General features: G+C 44.8%; 17 protein-coding genes. 13 read left to right on the top strand and 4 right to left on the bottom strand.

Annotated features, from left to right (window positions below; genetic code table 11):
- Window positions 1–230 precede the first annotated feature (230 nt).
- The 3 genes from ESP131_RS13435 (at window position 231) to ESP131_RS13425 (ending at window position 3,436) form a co-directional block, all read left to right on the top strand.
- The gene (locus ESP131_RS13435) at window positions 231–1,628 is read left to right on the top strand and encodes a cytochrome ubiquinol oxidase subunit I (protein ID WP_023468859.1); all 1,398 of its coding nucleotides are present in this window, start codon (window positions 231–233) and stop codon (window positions 1,626–1,628) included.
- Window positions 1,629–1,640: 12 nt separating this feature from the next.
- Window positions 1,641–2,663, top strand: coding sequence for a cytochrome d ubiquinol oxidase subunit II (locus tag ESP131_RS13430; RefSeq protein ID WP_023468858.1), 1,023 nt, complete (start codon window positions 1,641–1,643; stop codon window positions 2,661–2,663).
- A gap of 104 nt (window positions 2,664–2,767) precedes the next feature.
- On the top strand, window positions 2,768–3,436 hold the full coding sequence (locus ESP131_RS13425; protein ID WP_023468857.1) for a potassium channel family protein: 669 nt from the start codon (window positions 2,768–2,770) through the stop codon (window positions 3,434–3,436).
- Between the two features lie 37 nt (window positions 3,437–3,473).
- Here the strand turns inward: ESP131_RS13425 and ESP131_RS13420 are convergent, their stop codons facing one another.
- Window positions 3,474–4,250, bottom strand: a complete 777-nt coding sequence (locus tag ESP131_RS13420; RefSeq protein WP_029342183.1) for a Cof-type HAD-IIB family hydrolase — start codon at window positions 4,248–4,250, stop codon at window positions 3,474–3,476.
- A 173-nt stretch (window positions 4,251–4,423) separates the two neighbouring features.
- On the opposite strand from ESP131_RS13420, the gene ESP131_RS13415 reads away from it, so the two are divergent.
- Together ESP131_RS13415 and rnjA are read left to right on the top strand one after the other, a co-directional pair.
- A complete protein-coding gene (locus ESP131_RS13415) occupies window positions 4,424–4,639 on the top strand; it encodes a DNA-dependent RNA polymerase subunit epsilon (protein WP_029342182.1) in 216 nt (71 codons plus the stop codon).
- Window positions 4,636–6,303 (top strand): ribonuclease J1, encoded by a 1,668-nt coding sequence (rnjA, locus tag ESP131_RS13410; RefSeq protein WP_035406688.1) that lies wholly within the window; start codon window positions 4,636–4,638, stop codon window positions 6,301–6,303. Before ESP131_RS13415 ends, rnjA begins: the two co-directional genes overlap by 4 nt.
- A gap of 45 nt (window positions 6,304–6,348) precedes the next feature.
- On the opposite strand, the gene def is transcribed toward rnjA, so the two are convergent.
- Window positions 6,349–6,888 (bottom strand): peptide deformylase, encoded by a 540-nt coding sequence (gene def / locus ESP131_RS13405; protein WP_029342180.1) that lies wholly within the window; start codon window positions 6,886–6,888, stop codon window positions 6,349–6,351.
- A gap of 377 nt (window positions 6,889–7,265) precedes the next feature.
- On the opposite strand from def, the gene pdhA reads away from it, so the two are divergent.
- The 5 genes from pdhA (at window position 7,266) to ESP131_RS13380 (ending at window position 12,554) form a co-directional block, all read left to right on the top strand.
- A complete protein-coding gene (gene pdhA / locus ESP131_RS13400) occupies window positions 7,266–8,348 on the top strand; it encodes a pyruvate dehydrogenase (acetyl-transferring) E1 component subunit alpha (protein WP_023468852.1) in 1,083 nt (360 codons plus the stop codon).
- Between the two features lie 3 nt (window positions 8,349–8,351).
- A complete protein-coding gene (locus ESP131_RS13395) occupies window positions 8,352–9,329 on the top strand; it encodes an alpha-ketoacid dehydrogenase subunit beta (RefSeq protein ID WP_023468851.1) in 978 nt (325 codons plus the stop codon).
- 101 nt (window positions 9,330–9,430) lie between these two features.
- Window positions 9,431–10,723: a dihydrolipoamide acetyltransferase family protein gene (locus ESP131_RS13390; protein ID WP_029342177.1), complete on the top strand. Its 1,293-nt coding sequence runs from the start codon at window positions 9,431–9,433 to the stop codon at window positions 10,721–10,723.
- 3 nt (window positions 10,724–10,726) lie between these two features.
- Window positions 10,727–12,139, top strand: a complete 1,413-nt coding sequence (gene lpdA / locus ESP131_RS13385) for a dihydrolipoyl dehydrogenase (protein ID WP_069940855.1) — start codon at window positions 10,727–10,729, stop codon at window positions 12,137–12,139.
- Window positions 12,140–12,248: 109 nt separating this feature from the next.
- On the top strand, window positions 12,249–12,554 hold the full coding sequence (locus tag ESP131_RS13380) for an SAV0927 family protein (RefSeq protein ID WP_029342175.1): 306 nt from the start codon (window positions 12,249–12,251) through the stop codon (window positions 12,552–12,554).
- A 56-nt stretch (window positions 12,555–12,610) separates the two neighbouring features.
- Here ESP131_RS13380 and ESP131_RS13375 read toward each other — a convergent pair whose 3' ends face one another.
- Complete coding sequence (locus ESP131_RS13375; RefSeq protein ID WP_023468847.1) at window positions 12,611–14,098, bottom strand: aminotransferase class I/II-fold pyridoxal phosphate-dependent enzyme; 1,488 nt, start codon at window positions 14,096–14,098, stop codon at window positions 12,611–12,613.
- Between the two features lie 132 nt (window positions 14,099–14,230).
- Between ESP131_RS13375 and ESP131_RS13370 the strand changes: the two genes are divergently transcribed.
- The 3 genes from ESP131_RS13370 (at window position 14,231) to ESP131_RS13360 (ending at window position 15,884) form a co-directional block, all read left to right on the top strand.
- Window positions 14,231–14,503: a UPF0223 family protein gene (locus ESP131_RS13370; protein ID WP_029342174.1), complete on the top strand. Its 273-nt coding sequence runs from the start codon at window positions 14,231–14,233 to the stop codon at window positions 14,501–14,503.
- A gap of 282 nt (window positions 14,504–14,785) precedes the next feature.
- On the top strand, window positions 14,786–14,974 hold the full coding sequence (locus tag ESP131_RS13365) for a hypothetical protein (protein WP_023468845.1): 189 nt from the start codon (window positions 14,786–14,788) through the stop codon (window positions 14,972–14,974).
- Window positions 14,975–15,098: 124 nt separating this feature from the next.
- Entirely contained in the window at window positions 15,099–15,884 is a 786-nt protein-coding gene (locus ESP131_RS13360) for an inositol monophosphatase family protein (RefSeq protein WP_029342173.1), read from the top strand.
- 41 nt (window positions 15,885–15,925) lie between these two features.
- Here the strand turns inward: ESP131_RS13360 and ESP131_RS16805 are convergent, their stop codons facing one another.
- Window positions 15,926–16,096 carry a DUF5325 family protein gene (locus ESP131_RS16805; protein WP_023468843.1) on the bottom strand — a complete coding sequence of 57 codons (171 nt, stop codon included), beginning with the start codon at window positions 16,094–16,096 and terminating at the stop codon, window positions 15,926–15,928.
- Between the last annotated feature and the right edge of the window lie 15 nt (window positions 16,097–16,111).

The following is a 16,111-nucleotide window of genomic DNA, read 5'->3' as shown; positions in this document are numbered from 1 at the left end:
TTTTATGAAATAATGAAGGACATACTGCTTTCCCTTTCGAAATCAAGAATGGGAAAGCTTTTTATATATGTAAGAATAGGAGTTTTCGAACATTTTGTGAAAAAAATCACGTGCACATGTGAACAATTTGTTACATCAAACATTATAAACAGACATAAAGGGTTATGTTCTCTATGATACGGTTATAGACCATATAGAGAAGTATGTTTTAGGAAGAGGGGGCTATATACATGTTCAATGATCCCGTATTGCTCAGTCGATTGTTGACAGGGCTCACATTAGCGTTTCACATTATATTCGCGACGATTGGCGTCGGGGTACCGCTCATGGTACTCGCAGCTGAATTCATCGGTCTGAAACGCAAAGATCCGGATTATATTTTATTAGCAAGACGGTGGACGCGTGGATACGTCGTTACCGTCGCAGTCGGTGTCGTGACAGGGACGGCAATTGGATTGCAATTATCACTACTTTGGCCGTCACTCATGCAAGTGGCTGGTCAAACGATCGCATTACCGCTATTCATGGAAACATTCGCATTCTTCTTTGAAGCGATTTTCCTCGGTATTTATCTGTACACGTGGGATCGGTTCAAAAACCCATGGTTACACTGGTTGATCGGGATTCCGGTCGTCATTGGTGCGACAGCATCAGCATTCTTCATTACGACGGTCAACTCTTTCATGAACTCACCAGAAGGGTTTAAGATCGTCAACGGAACGCTAACGCAAATCGAACCATTAAAAGCAATGTTCAATACAGCAACACCTACAAAAGCAACACACGTCATCGTATCGGCTTATTTAACAGTCGCATTCATCTTGGCGGCAATCGCGGCGTTCCACTTACTCCGCAAAAAAACACTCTCAGCAGCGGAGACGGCTTATCATAAAAAAGCTCTTCGTCTCACTGTCATGGCCGGTTTGATTTTTGCCTTCTCGACGGCACTTGTCGGAGATTTCTCAGGGAAATACTTGGCAAAATACCAGCCAGAAAAACTTGCAGCTGCTGAATGGCATTTTGAAACGACAAGTGAAGCCGAGTTGATCTTTGGTGGGATACTTGATCAGCAAGAAGACGGCAGTTATGAAATTAAGGGAGCCGTCAAAATCCCATATGCACTTTCAATTCTTGCAGGTGGAGCTCCAGATACAGAAGTTATTGGTCTAAATGAGTTTGCTAAAGAAGATCAAGCACCGCTGATCGTTCACTATTTCTTCGATATCATGGTCTCGATTGGTATGTATTTGGCTGCCATCTCTGCGTTGTTCATCTTGGCATTCCGTTTGAAAAAATTGAATCCGTATAATAAATGGATTTTAAGAGGTGTCTTCATCGGTGGACCTCTAGCGATGATTTCAATTGAAGCAGGTTGGATGTACGCTGAAATTGGTCGCCAACCTTGGACACTTTACGGCATCATGCGGACTGCAGATGCGGCGACGACGTCAACTGCTGTTGGTCCGATGTTGATTCTATTCAGTGCCTTGTACTTGATGCTTGGTACGATTTGTACAGTCGTATTATTACGGATGTTCAAGAAAAACCCGGTTGGTAAAGAACTTCAAGAACTTGCTGAAAACCACCACGCGCGTGGGGAAGCTATGTTCGTGGATGATAACAAGTAAGGAGGGAACGATTTGGACGTTCAAACACTAGGAATTACGGTCCTTTGGACTTTCCTGTACGGATATCTCATCGTTGCCTCAATTGACTTCGGTGCTGGATTTTATGCCTTTTATTCAAAATATACGAAGCGGGATCATTTAACGAATCGATTGATTCTTCGTTATCTCTCACCAGTGTGGGAGGTAACGAACGTCTTCTTCGTATTCTTCTTCGTCGGACTAGTCGGGTTCTTCCCGGATACCGCTTATTATTTCGGTACGGCACTGCTTGTGCCAGCCTCAATCGTTCTTGTATTGATTGCAATTCGCGGTAGCTTCTATGCATTTGCCAATTATGGATCAAACGACAGCATGTTCTATACGTTCTTATATGGAGCAACTGGTCTATTGATTCCGGCGGCGATGTCAACGACATTGACGATCAGTCAAGGTGGTTTTATTCGTAAAACGAATGAAACAGTCGAGTTTTTAGGAACAAAATTATTTACGAACTTTTACTCTTGGTCGGTCGTAGCACTCGCTATCGTATCCGTCCTCTATATCAGTGCGATGTTCCTTTTGTTCTACGCAGATAAAGCGAAGGATGAAGGGGCTACTCCGCTAATTCGTAAATGGGCACTCTTCTGGAGTGGTCCGACGATTCTTGTCTGTGCACTCGTCTTCTTTGGATTGAAAAATCAAGCGGCATGGCACTATGAGAACATCTTAAACGGGAACTGGTGGTGGTTCGCTGCTAGTTTCATCTTCTTCCTCGTTGCGGTAACACTCGTCTACATGAAGAAGAATTACGGAATTGCCTTCGTCGCGGTCATGTTACAGTATGGAGTGGCATGGTTTGGTTACGGTTATACGCACTTACCATATATCTTGTATCCATATATCGATATCAACAAAGCGGTCGTTAACGAAACAATGGCTTCCGCACTCGTCGTTGTCTTCATCTTCGGACTCTTACTCTTGATTCCGGCGTTGTACTTGATTTTACGACTCTTCTTGTTCGATAACGATTATGTACGTGGGAAATCCTCAAAATAATGGATGAATAAACGCCTCTGCGAATCGCAGGGGCGTTTATAGTATTTTTAAAATGAATCGGGTACACTACTAAGGAAGAGCGATTGTGAAGGAGAGTTGTGAAAATGAATGGAGAGTTTGCAGTAATTGGACTAGGGCGCTTTGGTGGCTCGATCGTCCGAGAACTATCAAAAAATGGTTATGATGTTTTAGCGATTGACTCCGACGAGGAGCGCGTCAATGAATTCATGGGAATTGCGACGCATTCCGTCATCGCGGACACGACGGATGAGAATGTCTTAAAAAGTCTAGGAATCCGAAACTTCGATCATGTCATCGTTGCCATCGGGGAAAATATTCAAGCATCCATCTTGACGACATTGATTTTAAAAGAGCTCGGGGTACAATCGATCACCGTTAAAGCGACGAACGATTACCACGAAAAAGTATTACGAAAAATCGGAGCAGATTTCATCGTTCACCCAGAACGGGATATGGGCGTCCGAATTGCGAACGGTTTAATGAGTTCAAATATTCTTGACTATCTCGACTTATCTCAAGAATTTTCGATCGTTGAAATTAAAGTCAGTGACCGGATGGCGAAACAAACATTGATTGATCTTGATCTACGGAGCAAATACGGGGCGAACGTCGTCGCCATTAAACGTGGAGAAAACGTTCTGATTTCTTTACAAGCTGATGAAATGATCGAAAAAGGAGATTATCTCGTCGTCATTGGTGAAAATGAGGATCTCGACCGTCTAGAGCGCGCGATTCATAAAGTGAAGAATTAAAAAAAGCTGAGGCATGCCTCAGCTTTACATCTACTTATTAAATCAGTTGGAACTCTTTTAATCCGTGTGCGATCCCGTCTTCGAGAATCGGTTTCGTGACGTAATCAGCAGCAGCTTTCGTTTCTGGAAGTCCGTTGCCCATCGCAATACCGGTTCCAACGTAGCGGAGCATCTCTAGATCGTTTAAAGCATCACCGAATGCAAAGGTATCTTCGCGGCGAATGTTCGTCAATTTCAGGAATTGTTTGATCCCTTCTGCTTTCGAAGAACCGACATTGATGACATCCATTGCGTGTGGGTGCCAACGAATGAAATCGAATGCGTCATACCGTTTAACATAATCCGCTTCTTCTTCGGCCGTACAGTAAACGAGCGTTTGGAAAACATCATGCGATAAGAAAGCTTCTTCATCGTGAATCGGTAATGGCATGTCGAGATCGCCGAGCGAATCTACGACATGCGTGTCATTTGATTTCGTCGTGAAGCCTTTTGTTTCACCAAGATAAACGAGTGTATGCCCGTTTTCTTTCGCTTGCTGCGTTAAATGCGTTAAATCCGTCTTCGGTTGTGGACGTTTGTAGATGATTTCATTTTGATGAACGACGATTTGCCCGTTATAGCCGATAATCGTATCGATGTTGAGTAGTTCACGGATTCCAGACAACATCGCAGGTCCGCGTCCAGTTGCGAGCGCTACATAAACACCATTTTCTTGAAGCTTACGAATTGCCTGTTTTGTTGATTCCGGAACAAAATGACCATCATGCAATAAGGTTCCGTCGATATCGAAAAAGACGACTTTCTGATTTGCCATGGTTTCACCTTCTCTTTTTAATTGGTCGAAATGACCTGTTCATGTGAAAGTATAGCATAACCAAAAGCGTGTTGCCGGAAGGGAACATGCCGAATAAGGATGAAAAATAGTCCATGTATCGTGTATACTGTACTAAGGACAAAAAACAATGTACTGATAAGGAGTTGCTAGGCATGATTTTTAAAGTATTTTACCAACCGCTTCGTTCGGAAGCACCTGTTCGTGAACGGACAGAAACAATGTATGTAGAAGGGGAAAGCATTCGTGACGTGCGATCAACGATTGACCACCTCAAAGAAATCAACATCGAGTTCATCCGCGAAGTCAGTGGAGAATTTTTGACATACGAACAACAACATCCTGATTTCAAGGTTGCGACGTTCGAATGAAGTTCGTCAAAAACCATCAGGCCGCCGTTTTCGCACTCGGTGGACTCGGGGAAATCGGGAAGAACACGTATGTCGTTCAATTCCAAGATGAGATCATCGTCATTGACGCGGGTGTCATGTTCCCAGAAGATGAATTACTCGGAATCGACTATGTCATTCCAGATTACACGTACTTGATCAAGAACAAGGACAAGGTCAAAGGCGTCTTCATCACACACGGTCATGAAGATCACATTGGCGGTCTGCCTTTCTTGCTTAAACAAGTAAACTTACCGATTTACGCAGGAAAGATTGCGATGGGTCTCATCAAGGTGAAACTTGAAGAGCACGGGTTGCTTCGCAACGCGGAACTGCATGAAATCGATGAAGATTCGATCATCAAGTTCCGGAAGACAAGCATCTCGTTCTTCCGTACGACACACTCGATTCCAAACTCGTTCGGCGTCGTCGTCAAAACACCACAAGGGAACATCGTGCATACAGGGGACTTTAAGTTCGATTTCACACCAGTCGGAGAACCAGCTGATCTAGCGAAAATGGCTGAACTCGGTAAGGAAGGCGTTTTGTGTCTTCTATCGGATTCAACGAACGCAGAAGTGGAAGGGTTTACGATGAGTGAACGTGTCGTTGGGGAAACGATCTCAGACATCTTCCGTAAAGCGGAAGGACGGATCATCTTTGCGACGTTTGCGTCGAACATCTATCGTCTGCAACAAGTCGTCAATGCTTCTGTTGAAGCAGGACGGAAAATCGTCGTTTTCGGACGTAGTATGGACAAGGTCATGATGATTGGTCAAGAACTTGATTTCATCAAAGCGCCGAAGGGTACGATTATCGAACCGAACGAGATGAAACGTTATAAATCAAATGAGTTGACGATCCTTTGTACCGGTTCACAAGGAGAACCAATGGCGGCACTTAGCCGTATCGCAAACGGAACACATCGTCAAATCTCGATCATTCCGGATGATCTCGTCATCTTCTCGTCGTCACCAATCCCAGGAAACGTCGTTTCTGTCGGAAAGACGATCAATCAGCTATATAAAGCTGGCGCAGATGTCATGTACGGTAAACTGAATGATATCCATACATCAGGTCACGGTAGTCAACAAGAGCAGTTGCTCATGTTACGTCTATTGAATCCGAAATACTTCATGCCGATTCACGGTGAATATCGGATGCTGAAGAAGCATATGTCGCTTGCGATGGATGCTGGTGTACCGGAAGAAAACTGTTTCGTCATGGATAACGGTGAAGTACTCGCATTAGATGCGAATGCAGCCGCTATCACCGGGAAGATTCAAGCGAATGCGGTATATGTCGACGGAAAAGGGATCGGAGACATCGGAAACATCGTCTTACGCGATCGTCGTATCCTCTCGGAAGAGGGACTCGTCGTCGTCGTCGTGACGCTCGACTCGAAGACGAATCGTCTCGTCTCAGGACCGGACATCATCTCACGTGGTTTCGTCTACATGCGTGAGTCGGGTAATTTGATTAAAGATGCTGAACGTCTACTCAAGCGCTCACTTGATCAATCGCTTGCGAACCGGAATACGAAATGGACGGATATCAAACAAGTCATCAATGATACGCTCACACCGTATTTAACAGAAAAAACACAACGTCATCCGATGGTCATGCCGATCATCATGGAAGTCTGATTCAAAAAATCCTCGTCTCCGAAAACGGAAACGAGGATTTTTGTATTACGTAGCAGGACCGTATTCCTTGAACGGTTCTTTTTTATCAATCCGATCGTAAAACATGACGCCATCTAGATGGTCGTATTCATGTTGGCAGACGATTGCTTTCATCCCTTTTAAACGTAATTTTATAGGATTTCCGTTATGATCGATGCCAGTTAGGGTAATACGCATATAGCGCGGTACATGTCCTTCGACTTCACGGTCGACGGACAAACATCCTTCACCGCCAGTTAAATACGTCTGCTCGACGGAATGACTGATGATTTTTGGATTATAGATACCAAATTCCAATAAATCGTCACCATCCGGTAAGCGGATCGCGAACATGCGCTTGTTGACACCGATCTGTGGTGCTGCAAGTCCAATACCGCTTCGTAAGTCGTATTTCTTCGCAATTTCATCATCTTGACTGTTGGCGAGGAACTCGCGCATGAGTCGCATCGTTTCCTTATCCTCATCGCTGAGAGGGAAGGTCACTTCTACTGACCGTTCGTGAAGAGCAGGAACGTCTTCGCGTACGATTTCATTCATGGTGATCATGAACAACACTCCTTTCGTCTACAAAAAGTATAGCATAGGAAAGTGGGGAATGATGACAACTAACACAGTAGGAAAATATCGAATGATACAGAAGATGGAATATTCTAGTTTTGTGATTGAATTCACAATATGAAACGTGAAAAAAATAAAACATTTCCTTTGATTTTAAGGTGTTACAGATTTATACTTGTAACGTAATGAACAAGACACTATTACGTGTCGATTCATGATAATACAGTTTACTCAACTGAATAGGTACACAGACACATGTTCAAAGGATAGTCACACGGGACTTCGTTTTTTGGACACTATTGTCATGTGAGCAAATCAGTCAGAGGAATATTTCGCTGAACGCAGTGAAAGGATGAGGTGAAAAGATGAACGTAAACATGTTTAAAAACGTGGAAGAAAACTTTGAAACGTTCCGCATTCTTGACGAGAAAGGTGAAGTCGTCAATAAAGACGCTATGCCAGACCTCTCGGATGAAGAGCTTACGGAATTAATGCGCCGTCTCGTATACACACGTATCTGGGACCAACGTGCAATCTCACTTAACCGTCAAGGACGTCTTGGGTTCTACGCACCAGTAGCTGGACAAGAAGCGTCAATGATCGGTACACAATTCGCTTTGGATAAAGATGACTGGATTCTTCCTGGATACCGTGATATTCCACAAATGGTCTTCCATGGCTTTCCACTTTACAAAGCATTCTTGTTCTCACGCGGTCACATCACAGGTGGTAAGATTCCTGAAGGTGTTAACGTCTTAATGCCACAAATCATCATCGGTGCGCAGATCGTTCAAGCGGCTGGTGTTGCTCTCGGTCTTAAGAAAAGCGGTAAAGAACAAGTCGCAATCACTTACACAGGTGATGGTGGTTCTTCACAAGGGGACTTCTATGAAGGTATGAACTTCGCTGGAGCTTTCAAAGCACCTGCAATCTTCGTCGTTCAAAACAACCGTTTCGCAATCTCGACACCTGTCGAAAAACAATCTATGGCGAAAACAATCGCTCAAAAAGCTGTCGCTGCTGGGATCAATGGTATCCAAGTCGACGGTATGGACGTTCTCGCTGTATACGCAGCTACGAAACAAGCTCGTGTTGAAGCACTTAACGGTGTTCCGACATTGATCGAAACATTGACTTACCGTTACGGACCACACACACTCGCTGGTGATGATCCAACACGTTACCGTACAAAAGACATGGATGATGAGTACCAAGCACAAGATCCACTCGTCCGTTTCCGTGCTTTCATGGAAGCAAAAGGTCTTTGGAACGAAGATAAAGAGAACGAAGTCATCGAGCAAGCAAAAGCTGACGTTAAGGAAGCACTTGCACAAGCTGACAAAGAACCAAAACAAAAAGTTACAGATTTCATCAACGTGATGGCTGAAAAGCTTCCACAAAACCTGCAAGAGCAGCTTGATGAGTATACAGCAAAGGAGTCGAAATAACCCATGGCACAAATGACGATGATCCAAGCGATCACTGACGCAATGCGCGTCGAGATGAAACGCGACGAACAAGTTCTCTTGTTCGGTGAAGACGTCGGTAAAAACGGTGGGGTATTCCGTGCGACAGAAGGTCTTCAAGATGAGCTCGGCGAAGACCGCGTCTTCGATACACCACTTGCGGAATCAGGTATTGGTGGTCTTGCTGTCGGATTCAGTCTGACAGGATTCCGTCCAATCATGGAAATCCAATTCTTCGGATTCGTATTCGAAGTATTTGATTCAGTCGCAGCACAACTTGCGCGTCTCCGTTACCGTTCAGGTGGTACGTACAGTGCACCTGTAACAATCCGTTCACCATTCGGTGGCGGTGTTAAAACACCGGAACTTCACGCAGATAACCTCGAAGGACTCATGGCTCAGTCACCAGGACTTAAAGTTGTCATTCCTTCAACACCATACGATGCAAAAGGTCTCTTGATCGCGTCAATCCGCGACAATGACCCAGTCGTATTCCTCGAGCACATGAAACTCTACCGTTCATTCCGCGGTGAAGTGCCAGAGGGCGATTACACGATCGAACTCGGAAAAGCTGATGTAAAACGTGAAGGTACAGATGTAACAATCGTCACTTACGGTGCGATGGTACACGCTTCACTTAAAGCAGCTGAAGAGCTCGAAAAAGAAAACATCAGCGTCGAAATCATCGACTTGATGACGATCAGCCCGATTGATATCGATACGATTCTTGCTTCTGTCAAGAAAACAAACCGTGTCGTCGTCGTTCAAGAAGCACAAAAACAAGCGGGTATTGCTGCAATGGTTGCTACTGAAATCCAAGAACGTGCAATCCTTGACCTTGAAGCACCGATCCTTCGTGTTGCTGCACCAGATACAATCTTCCCATTCGCACAAGGTGAAGACGTCTGGATCCCAGACCACAAAGATATCGTTGAGAAAGTCAAAACTGTCTACAATTTCTAAGAGCATTTCGGAAAATAAGGAGAGGGTTCCATTCTCTCCTTGCTTCCGTTTTTACAGATAACAATCGACTAGAAGAGTGAACTAAAAGGAGGCATATTCAAATGGGTTTATTTGAATTCAAATTGCCGGATATCGGTGAGGGTATTCATGAAGGTGAAATCGTAAAGTGGTTCGTAAAAGCGGGCGACACTGTCAAGGAAGACGACGTTCTTCTTGAAGTACAAAACGATAAAGCAGTCGTTGAAATCCCATCACCAGTTGATGGTACTGTTAAAGAAGTAAAAGTTGACGAAGGTGTCGTAGCTGTCGTTGGCGACGTCCTCATCACATTCGAAGTCGAAGGCGAAGGTTCTGCTCCTTCTGAAGAAGCAGAGCAACCAAAAGCTGAAGACAACGCGAAAGACGTTCAAGATACGGATCAAAAAGTGGAAGACAAACCAAACGAGGTTCAAATCCATAAATCAGAACGCGTCATCGCGATGCCATCTGTCCGTAAATATGCACGTGAAAAAGGTGTCGACATCCGTGAAGTCCAAGGTTCTGGCGACAACGGTCGTGTTGTTAAAGAAGACATCGATGCATTCGCAAACGGTGGACAAACTTCTGAAGCACCAGCAACAGAAGAAAAAGCACCAGCTGCAGCTGCTTCTGCACCAAAAACAGAAGTTAAGCCTTACGTTGCTGCTCAACCTGAACTTGAAACACGCGAGAAAATCAAAGGAATCCGTAAAGCGATTTCGAAAGCAATGGTTAACTCGAAACATACAGCTCCACACGTAACACTCATGGACGAAGTTGATGTTACGAACCTCGTAGCACTCCGTAAAAACTTCAAAGAAGTTGCGGCTGCTCAAGGTACGAAATTGACTTACCTTCCGTTCGTCGTAAAAGCATTGACTGCTGCTGCTAAGAAATACCCAGCAATCAACGCATCAATCGACGATGTAAACGAAGAAATCGTCTACAAAAACTACTTCAACATCGGTATCGCTGCAGATACAGACAACGGTCTTGTCGTACCAGTCGTTAAAGATGCAGATCGTAAATCGATCTTCTCACTCGCTGACGACATCAATGACCTTGCTGGTAAAGCACGCGAAGGAAAACTTTCTGGCGACGAGATGAAAGGTGGATCAATCACGATCACTAACATCGGTTCTGCTGGCGGTCAGTGGTTCACACCAGTCATCAACCACCCAGAAGTTGCAATCCTCGGTATCGGTCGTATCGCTGAAAAAGCGGTCGTTAAAAACGGCGAAATCGTTGCTGCACCAGTTCTTGCACTTTCATTCAGCTTCGACCACCGTCTCATCGATGGTGCAACTGCACAAAACGCGCTTAACTTAGTTAAACGTCTATTGAACGACCCACAACTTCTCATCATGGAGGGATAAGCAATGGTAGTAGGTGAATTCGCACAAGAAACAGATTTACTCGTAATCGGGGCTGGCCCTGGTGGTTACGTTGCTGCAATCCGCGGCGCGCAACTCGGTATGAAAGTAACAATCGTTGAACGTGAAAACGTCGGCGGTGTCTGCTTAAACGTTGGATGTATCCCGTCAAAAGCCTTGATCACTGCAGGACACAACTTCCAGCATGCTAAAGGTTCAAGCGATATGGGGATCGCTTCTGAGAATGCAACTGTCGATTTCTCGAAAGTTCAATCTTGGAAACAATCTGTCGTCAACAAATTGACTGGCGGCGTTAGTGGTCTTCTTAAAGGGAACAAAGTTGAGACTGTCGTTGGGGAAGCTTACTTCCAATCAGAAGATACAGTTCGTATCATCAACGAAGATTCTTCGACTCCTTACAAATTCAAGAAATGTATCATCGCGACAGGTTCGACTCCAATCGAACTTCCAGCTTTCAAATGGTCAAAACGCGTTCTTTCTTCAACAGGCGCATTGAACCTTCCTGAAATCCCGAAAAAACTCATCGTCATCGGTGGCGGATACATCGGGATGGAGCTTGGTACAGCGTATGCGAACTTCGATACAGAAGTCGTCATTCTTGAAGGAACAAAAGACATCCTTTCTGGTTTCGAGCCTGCTATGACGCAAGTCGTTAAGAAAAAGCTCAAACAAAAAGGTAACATCACAATCCACAACGAAGCACTTGCTCAAAGTGTGGAAGAGTCGGAAGATGGCGTTAAAGTAACATTCGAAGTCAACGGTGAAGCACAAACAGTTGAAGCGGACTACGTCCTCGTTACTGTTGGTCGCCGTCCGAACACTGGTGATCTTGGTCTTGAAATGGCAGAAGTTAAAGTCAGCGACCGTGGTCTTGTCGAAATCGACGATCAGTGCCGTACTTCAAACGAAAACATCTACGCAATCGGTGATATCGTTCCCGGACCACCACTTGCACACAAAGCTTCATTCGAAGCTAAAATCGCTGCTGAAGCAGCTGCAGGACACCCTGCATACCTCGACTACAGCGCGATTCCAGCGGTCGTCTTCACAGACCCAGAACTCGCTACAGTCGGTTACACGGAAGCACAAGCAAAAGAAGAAGGACTCGACTACATCGCGTCTAAATTCCCTTACGCTGCGAATGGTCGTGCACTTGCACTCAACGAGCCAGACGGCTTCTTGAAAATGATCACTCGTAAATCAGATGGTCTCTTGATCGGCGCGCAAATCGCTGGTACAGGCGCTTCTGATATGATCGCTGAAATGGGACTCGCAATCGAGTCTGGTATGACAGCTGAAGATATCGCACTCACAATCCACGCGCACCCATCACTTGGTGAAATCGCAATGGAAACTGCTGAAGTTGCAATCGGCAGCCCAATCCACATCATTAAATAATATTGAAACACCTCATTCGCGGGGAGCCGACCGTGAATGAGGTGTTTTTTGTTTGGGCTTGATTCAAAAAAGGAAAAGGAAAAGTAAAAATTGGAGAGGGTGGACGCACATGGAATCCGTGACTACCTTGGAGGAGCTGTATTACGTATCAGAGATGGATAAGGTTCGTTTTGTCGGCTGGACGACTGCACTCGCCCGCTATGATTTTGCTGTCGTCTGTACAGGACAATTCTTCGGGAAAGTACTCGTCGTCAGTTTAACCGGTGGTCAGTCAGCGTTACTCGATCAACAGGATGTGTTGAATGGAGATGTCTTAGTTCGTACATTTGCGATTGAACGAGAGGATGTCGAAGTAATTGGTGAAGCACTCGCAGCATTCATTCCTTGTTCACCAAATGATGAGTACGCAGAATGAAATGACTAAAAAAGCAGTAATCCTCATTGAATAAGGATTACTGCTTTGTCTTGTTTTTACCGAATCGCATTCGATTGTTGAATGACTTTGATTGTCTCGAGTGAATGGTCCTCAAGGCCTTGAACCGGAAGACCAGCTTCGATGTTTTCTTTAATATAGGCAAGATTGTCTGCCGTAATCATTTCGCCTGGAATGAAGATTGGGATGCCAGGTGGATATACCATCATGAATTCAGCTGAAATCCGCCCGACCGCATCAATCAACGGAATCGTCTCTGTCTCTTCATAGAATGCATCACGAGGACTGAGAGCGAGTGCTGGGATGTCTGGAAGAACAATCGAATGATCAGTCGTTTCAGCGCCATTATTTTGATAACGTGCAACCAGTAATGACATCGCATGGAGAAAGGCATCAATCGTCTCTTCCGAGTCACCAGACGTAATGATGACGAGGATGTTGTTCAAATCTGAAAGTTCAACTTCAATCCGATGTTCTTCACGTAAAAACTCTTCAACAAGGTGACCGGAAATACCAAGTCCTTTGACGGAAACGAGCACTTTCGTAGGATCAAAGGCAAACGTCGCACTCGAATGAAGATCGGATTCGCCGAAAACAGCGAGATAAGGAAGCTTCGCTAATCCAAAACGCATCCGTGTCGCAAGTTCAAGTGCCCGACGATTCATCGCTTCACCATTGATCGCAAGATGACGTCGTGCACAGTCAAGAGATGCGAGCAATAGGTAGGATGTCGATGTCGTCGTCAACATCGAGAGCACCGCTTGAACTTTATCTGGAGAAACAAGTCCGCGACGAACGTTCAGGACAGAGCTTCCAGTGAGTGACCCACCGAGCTTATGCACGCTGGTTGCGGCAAGATCAGCTCCTGCTTGCATCGCAGACAATGGCATATCTTCGTGGAATGCGATATGAACGCCGTGTGCTTCGTCGACGAGTACCGGAATACCTTTACTATGGGAAAGCTTGACGATACTCTCTAAGTCGCCAGCAACGCCGAAATAGGTCGGGTTGATGACGAGAACTGCTTTTGTATCGGGATGAAGTGCAAGGGCACGTTCTACCGCGCTTGGTGTGATGCCGTGCGCGATTCCGAATGTCTCATCAAATTCAGGGTGAATGAAAATCGGATGCGCACCAGAAAGAACGATAGCTGACATCACCGATTTATGCACGTTCCGAGGAACGAGAATTTTATCATCAGGTCCGACGACACTCATGATCATTGCCATGATTGCCGTTGAAGTTCCTTGTACGGAAAAGAACGTTTCGTCGGCGTGGAAGGCTTGAGCGGCCAATTGATGAGCTTCCTTAATGATTGCCTTTGGATGATGAAGATCATCAAGGGGAGCGATATTGATTAAATCGATATCGAGCGCATTCTGACCGATGAACGATCGAAAGGCTGGATCCATTCCTTGACCATTTTTATGACCGGGAATATGAAATTGAATTGGTTGACGTTTCGCATGCGCGAGTAGCGCATCGAATAAAGGTGTATCGAGCTGTGTTAAGCTTTTTGTTTGCACCAGATTTCCCCCCTTAAAACCGAATAAAAATACAATCAAACAAGCTAACTATAACAAGTTTTCGGACGGTTGCAACTGTTTTATGCTTCTTTTCCGTGTAAAATAGAAAAGTGCAGAAAGGAAGTGGGAATGATGGCATTGAATTATCCGCTCAATTCCGATTGGTCGACTGAAGAAATCGTGAAAGTCATCGACTTCTTTAATTTAGTCGAACAAGCGTATGAATCAGGCGTTGAACGACAGCGGTTGCTCGAAGCATATCGTGAATTCAAACAGATCGTCACCTCGAAATCCGAGGAGAAGCAATGGGATCAGTTTTATGCGGAAGAGACAGGTTGCTCGAGTTATCGGACGATGCAGCAGGCGAAACGTCAAGAAGAATCAATCGTTCGCATGAAGAAATAATTAGACCATGAAGATAAGACTCCTGTGCGAACGCGTGGGAGTCTTATCTTTTAATCCGACTGGAAATGTGCGGGAAATGATCAACATTTGTTTAAAGTGGAAAGGAAGCGGCTATATACTACATACAAGACGTTGACCTTACAAATATGTGAAACTGTATTTTTTAAAATTAGATGCTTTACATCTAAGTTGAATCGTACTATTATAGATTCAATCCACTAATAAGTCGCAATTGTCTGACAAATTAAACCTCTGTTTATCCCGCGAAGGAGTGTGGTTACTGTGAAACAAGTGATAGAAGCATACAAGAGAAAAGATGCAGAAAAACGCATTCCTGTATTGCGTCTCGAAATCGATTATGAGCTTGCTACATTACACGATGCGATGGTGGCAAGTGACGCAGAAGCTGTTGGCGCAAGTAAAGAGCGCCTCGAAAAATATCGTCAAGAGATGGTACGTCTTGAAGCTTGATTTCAACGTTCCGATCTCTACCTTATAATAAAATATCAACTCTTCAACCAGCGAACTGTTCGCTGGTTTTCTTTTTTTGTTACTATAGAAGAAGCTGGAAACAACGATGAAGGAGTGAACTCAAATGCAGATTGAGTTGGATGCGATAGATTTGATCAAACGAGCGGGAAAGTACATTCGCGAAAAAATTGATGGTTCGTATCACGTCGAACAAAAAACCGGAAAAAGTGATTTAGTGACGGAGATTGATCAAGCCGTCGAGGATTTATTGATTCAAGGTATTTTAGATCGCTATCCGAATCATCATATTTATGGGGAAGAGGGACGAATCGCTCGACCTGATACACTCGAAGGCACGATCTGGTTCGTTGATCCGATTGATGGAACGATGAACTTCATTCGTCAAAAACGAATGTTTGCCATCTCGATCGCGATCATGATAGATGGTGAGTTACGTTATGGTTTCGTTTACGACGTCATGGCTGACGAGTTGTTCCATGTCATCAAAGGGCATGGTGCTTATCAAAACGGCATACGATTACCACAAATCGAGGAGCGGAGTGTTAAAGAAGCAATCATCTGTATGAATGCGACCTGGGTGACACCAAATCGTCGGATCAATACGGATCGTCTTGCACCACTCGTGCGACATGCCGTCGGAGTGCGAGCGATCGGTGCAGCATCACTTGAACTTGCATGGACAGCTGCAGGACGTGTTGATGGGTATATCACGATGCGTAATATGCCTTGGGATTACGCAGCCGGTCAGTTATTGATTGAAGAGGTCGGTGGGCGTGTCGGAACGATCACAGGTGAATCGATGTCATTTCTCGAACAAACGAGTGTGCTAGCAGGGAGCCAGACGTTCGTTAAAGATGTTTTGACATTCGTACAAACACAAGAAGATTGAAAAAAGGTTTCTTTCGTTTTAAACGAAAGGAACCTTTTCGGTCATGCTTGTTTTCGTAAACGTGCCTTTAAGACGAACCCAGCACCCATCGCAACAATCATCAAGATGACAGAAGCAATCGTCATCGGAACGTTTTGTTCCGCGATGAAGATGCCGATGGCTGCCATGGATCCTACGGCAAGCATAGCGAGTAATAAAAATAGCAGACGCATGTTTTTTCCCCCTCT

Source organism: Exiguobacterium sp. U13-1 (assembly GCF_001750115.1).
GTDB classification, from domain to species: domain Bacteria; phylum Bacillota; class Bacilli; order Exiguobacteriales; family Exiguobacteriaceae; genus Exiguobacterium_A; species Exiguobacterium_A acetylicum.
Note: the sequence above shows the minus strand (reverse complement) of the source record. Positions and strands in the feature narration are given on the sequence as shown.

Coding starts and splice junctions, on each gene's coding strand:
- ESP131_RS13435 (WP_023468859.1), top strand. CDS start 231: ATGTTCAATGATCCCGTATTGCTCAGTCGATTGTTGACAGGGCTCACA.
- ESP131_RS13425 (WP_023468857.1), top strand. CDS start 2,768: ATGAATGGAGAGTTTGCAGTAATTGGACTAGGGCGCTTTGGTGGCTCG.
- ESP131_RS13420 (WP_029342183.1), bottom strand. CDS start 4,250: ATGGCAAATCAGAAAGTCGTCTTTTTCGATATCGACGGAACCTTATTG.
- ESP131_RS13415 (WP_029342182.1), top strand. CDS start 4,424: ATGATTTTTAAAGTATTTTACCAACCGCTTCGTTCGGAAGCACCTGTT.
- rnjA (WP_035406688.1), top strand. CDS start 4,636: ATGAAGTTCGTCAAAAACCATCAGGCCGCCGTTTTCGCACTCGGTGGA.
- def (WP_029342180.1), bottom strand. CDS start 6,888: ATGATCACCATGAATGAAATCGTACGCGAAGACGTTCCTGCTCTTCAC.
- pdhA (WP_023468852.1), top strand. CDS start 7,266: ATGAACGTAAACATGTTTAAAAACGTGGAAGAAAACTTTGAAACGTTC.
- ESP131_RS13395 (WP_023468851.1), top strand. CDS start 8,352: ATGGCACAAATGACGATGATCCAAGCGATCACTGACGCAATGCGCGTC.
- ESP131_RS13390 (WP_029342177.1), top strand. CDS start 9,431: ATGGGTTTATTTGAATTCAAATTGCCGGATATCGGTGAGGGTATTCAT.
- lpdA (WP_069940855.1), top strand. CDS start 10,727: ATGGTAGTAGGTGAATTCGCACAAGAAACAGATTTACTCGTAATCGGG.
- ESP131_RS13380 (WP_029342175.1), top strand. CDS start 12,249: ATGGAATCCGTGACTACCTTGGAGGAGCTGTATTACGTATCAGAGATG.
- ESP131_RS13370 (WP_029342174.1), top strand. CDS start 14,231: ATGGCATTGAATTATCCGCTCAATTCCGATTGGTCGACTGAAGAAATC.
- ESP131_RS13360 (WP_029342173.1), top strand. CDS start 15,099: ATGCAGATTGAGTTGGATGCGATAGATTTGATCAAACGAGCGGGAAAG.
- ESP131_RS16805 (WP_023468843.1), bottom strand. CDS start 16,096: ATGCGTCTGCTATTTTTATTACTCGCTATGCTTGCCGTAGGATCCATG.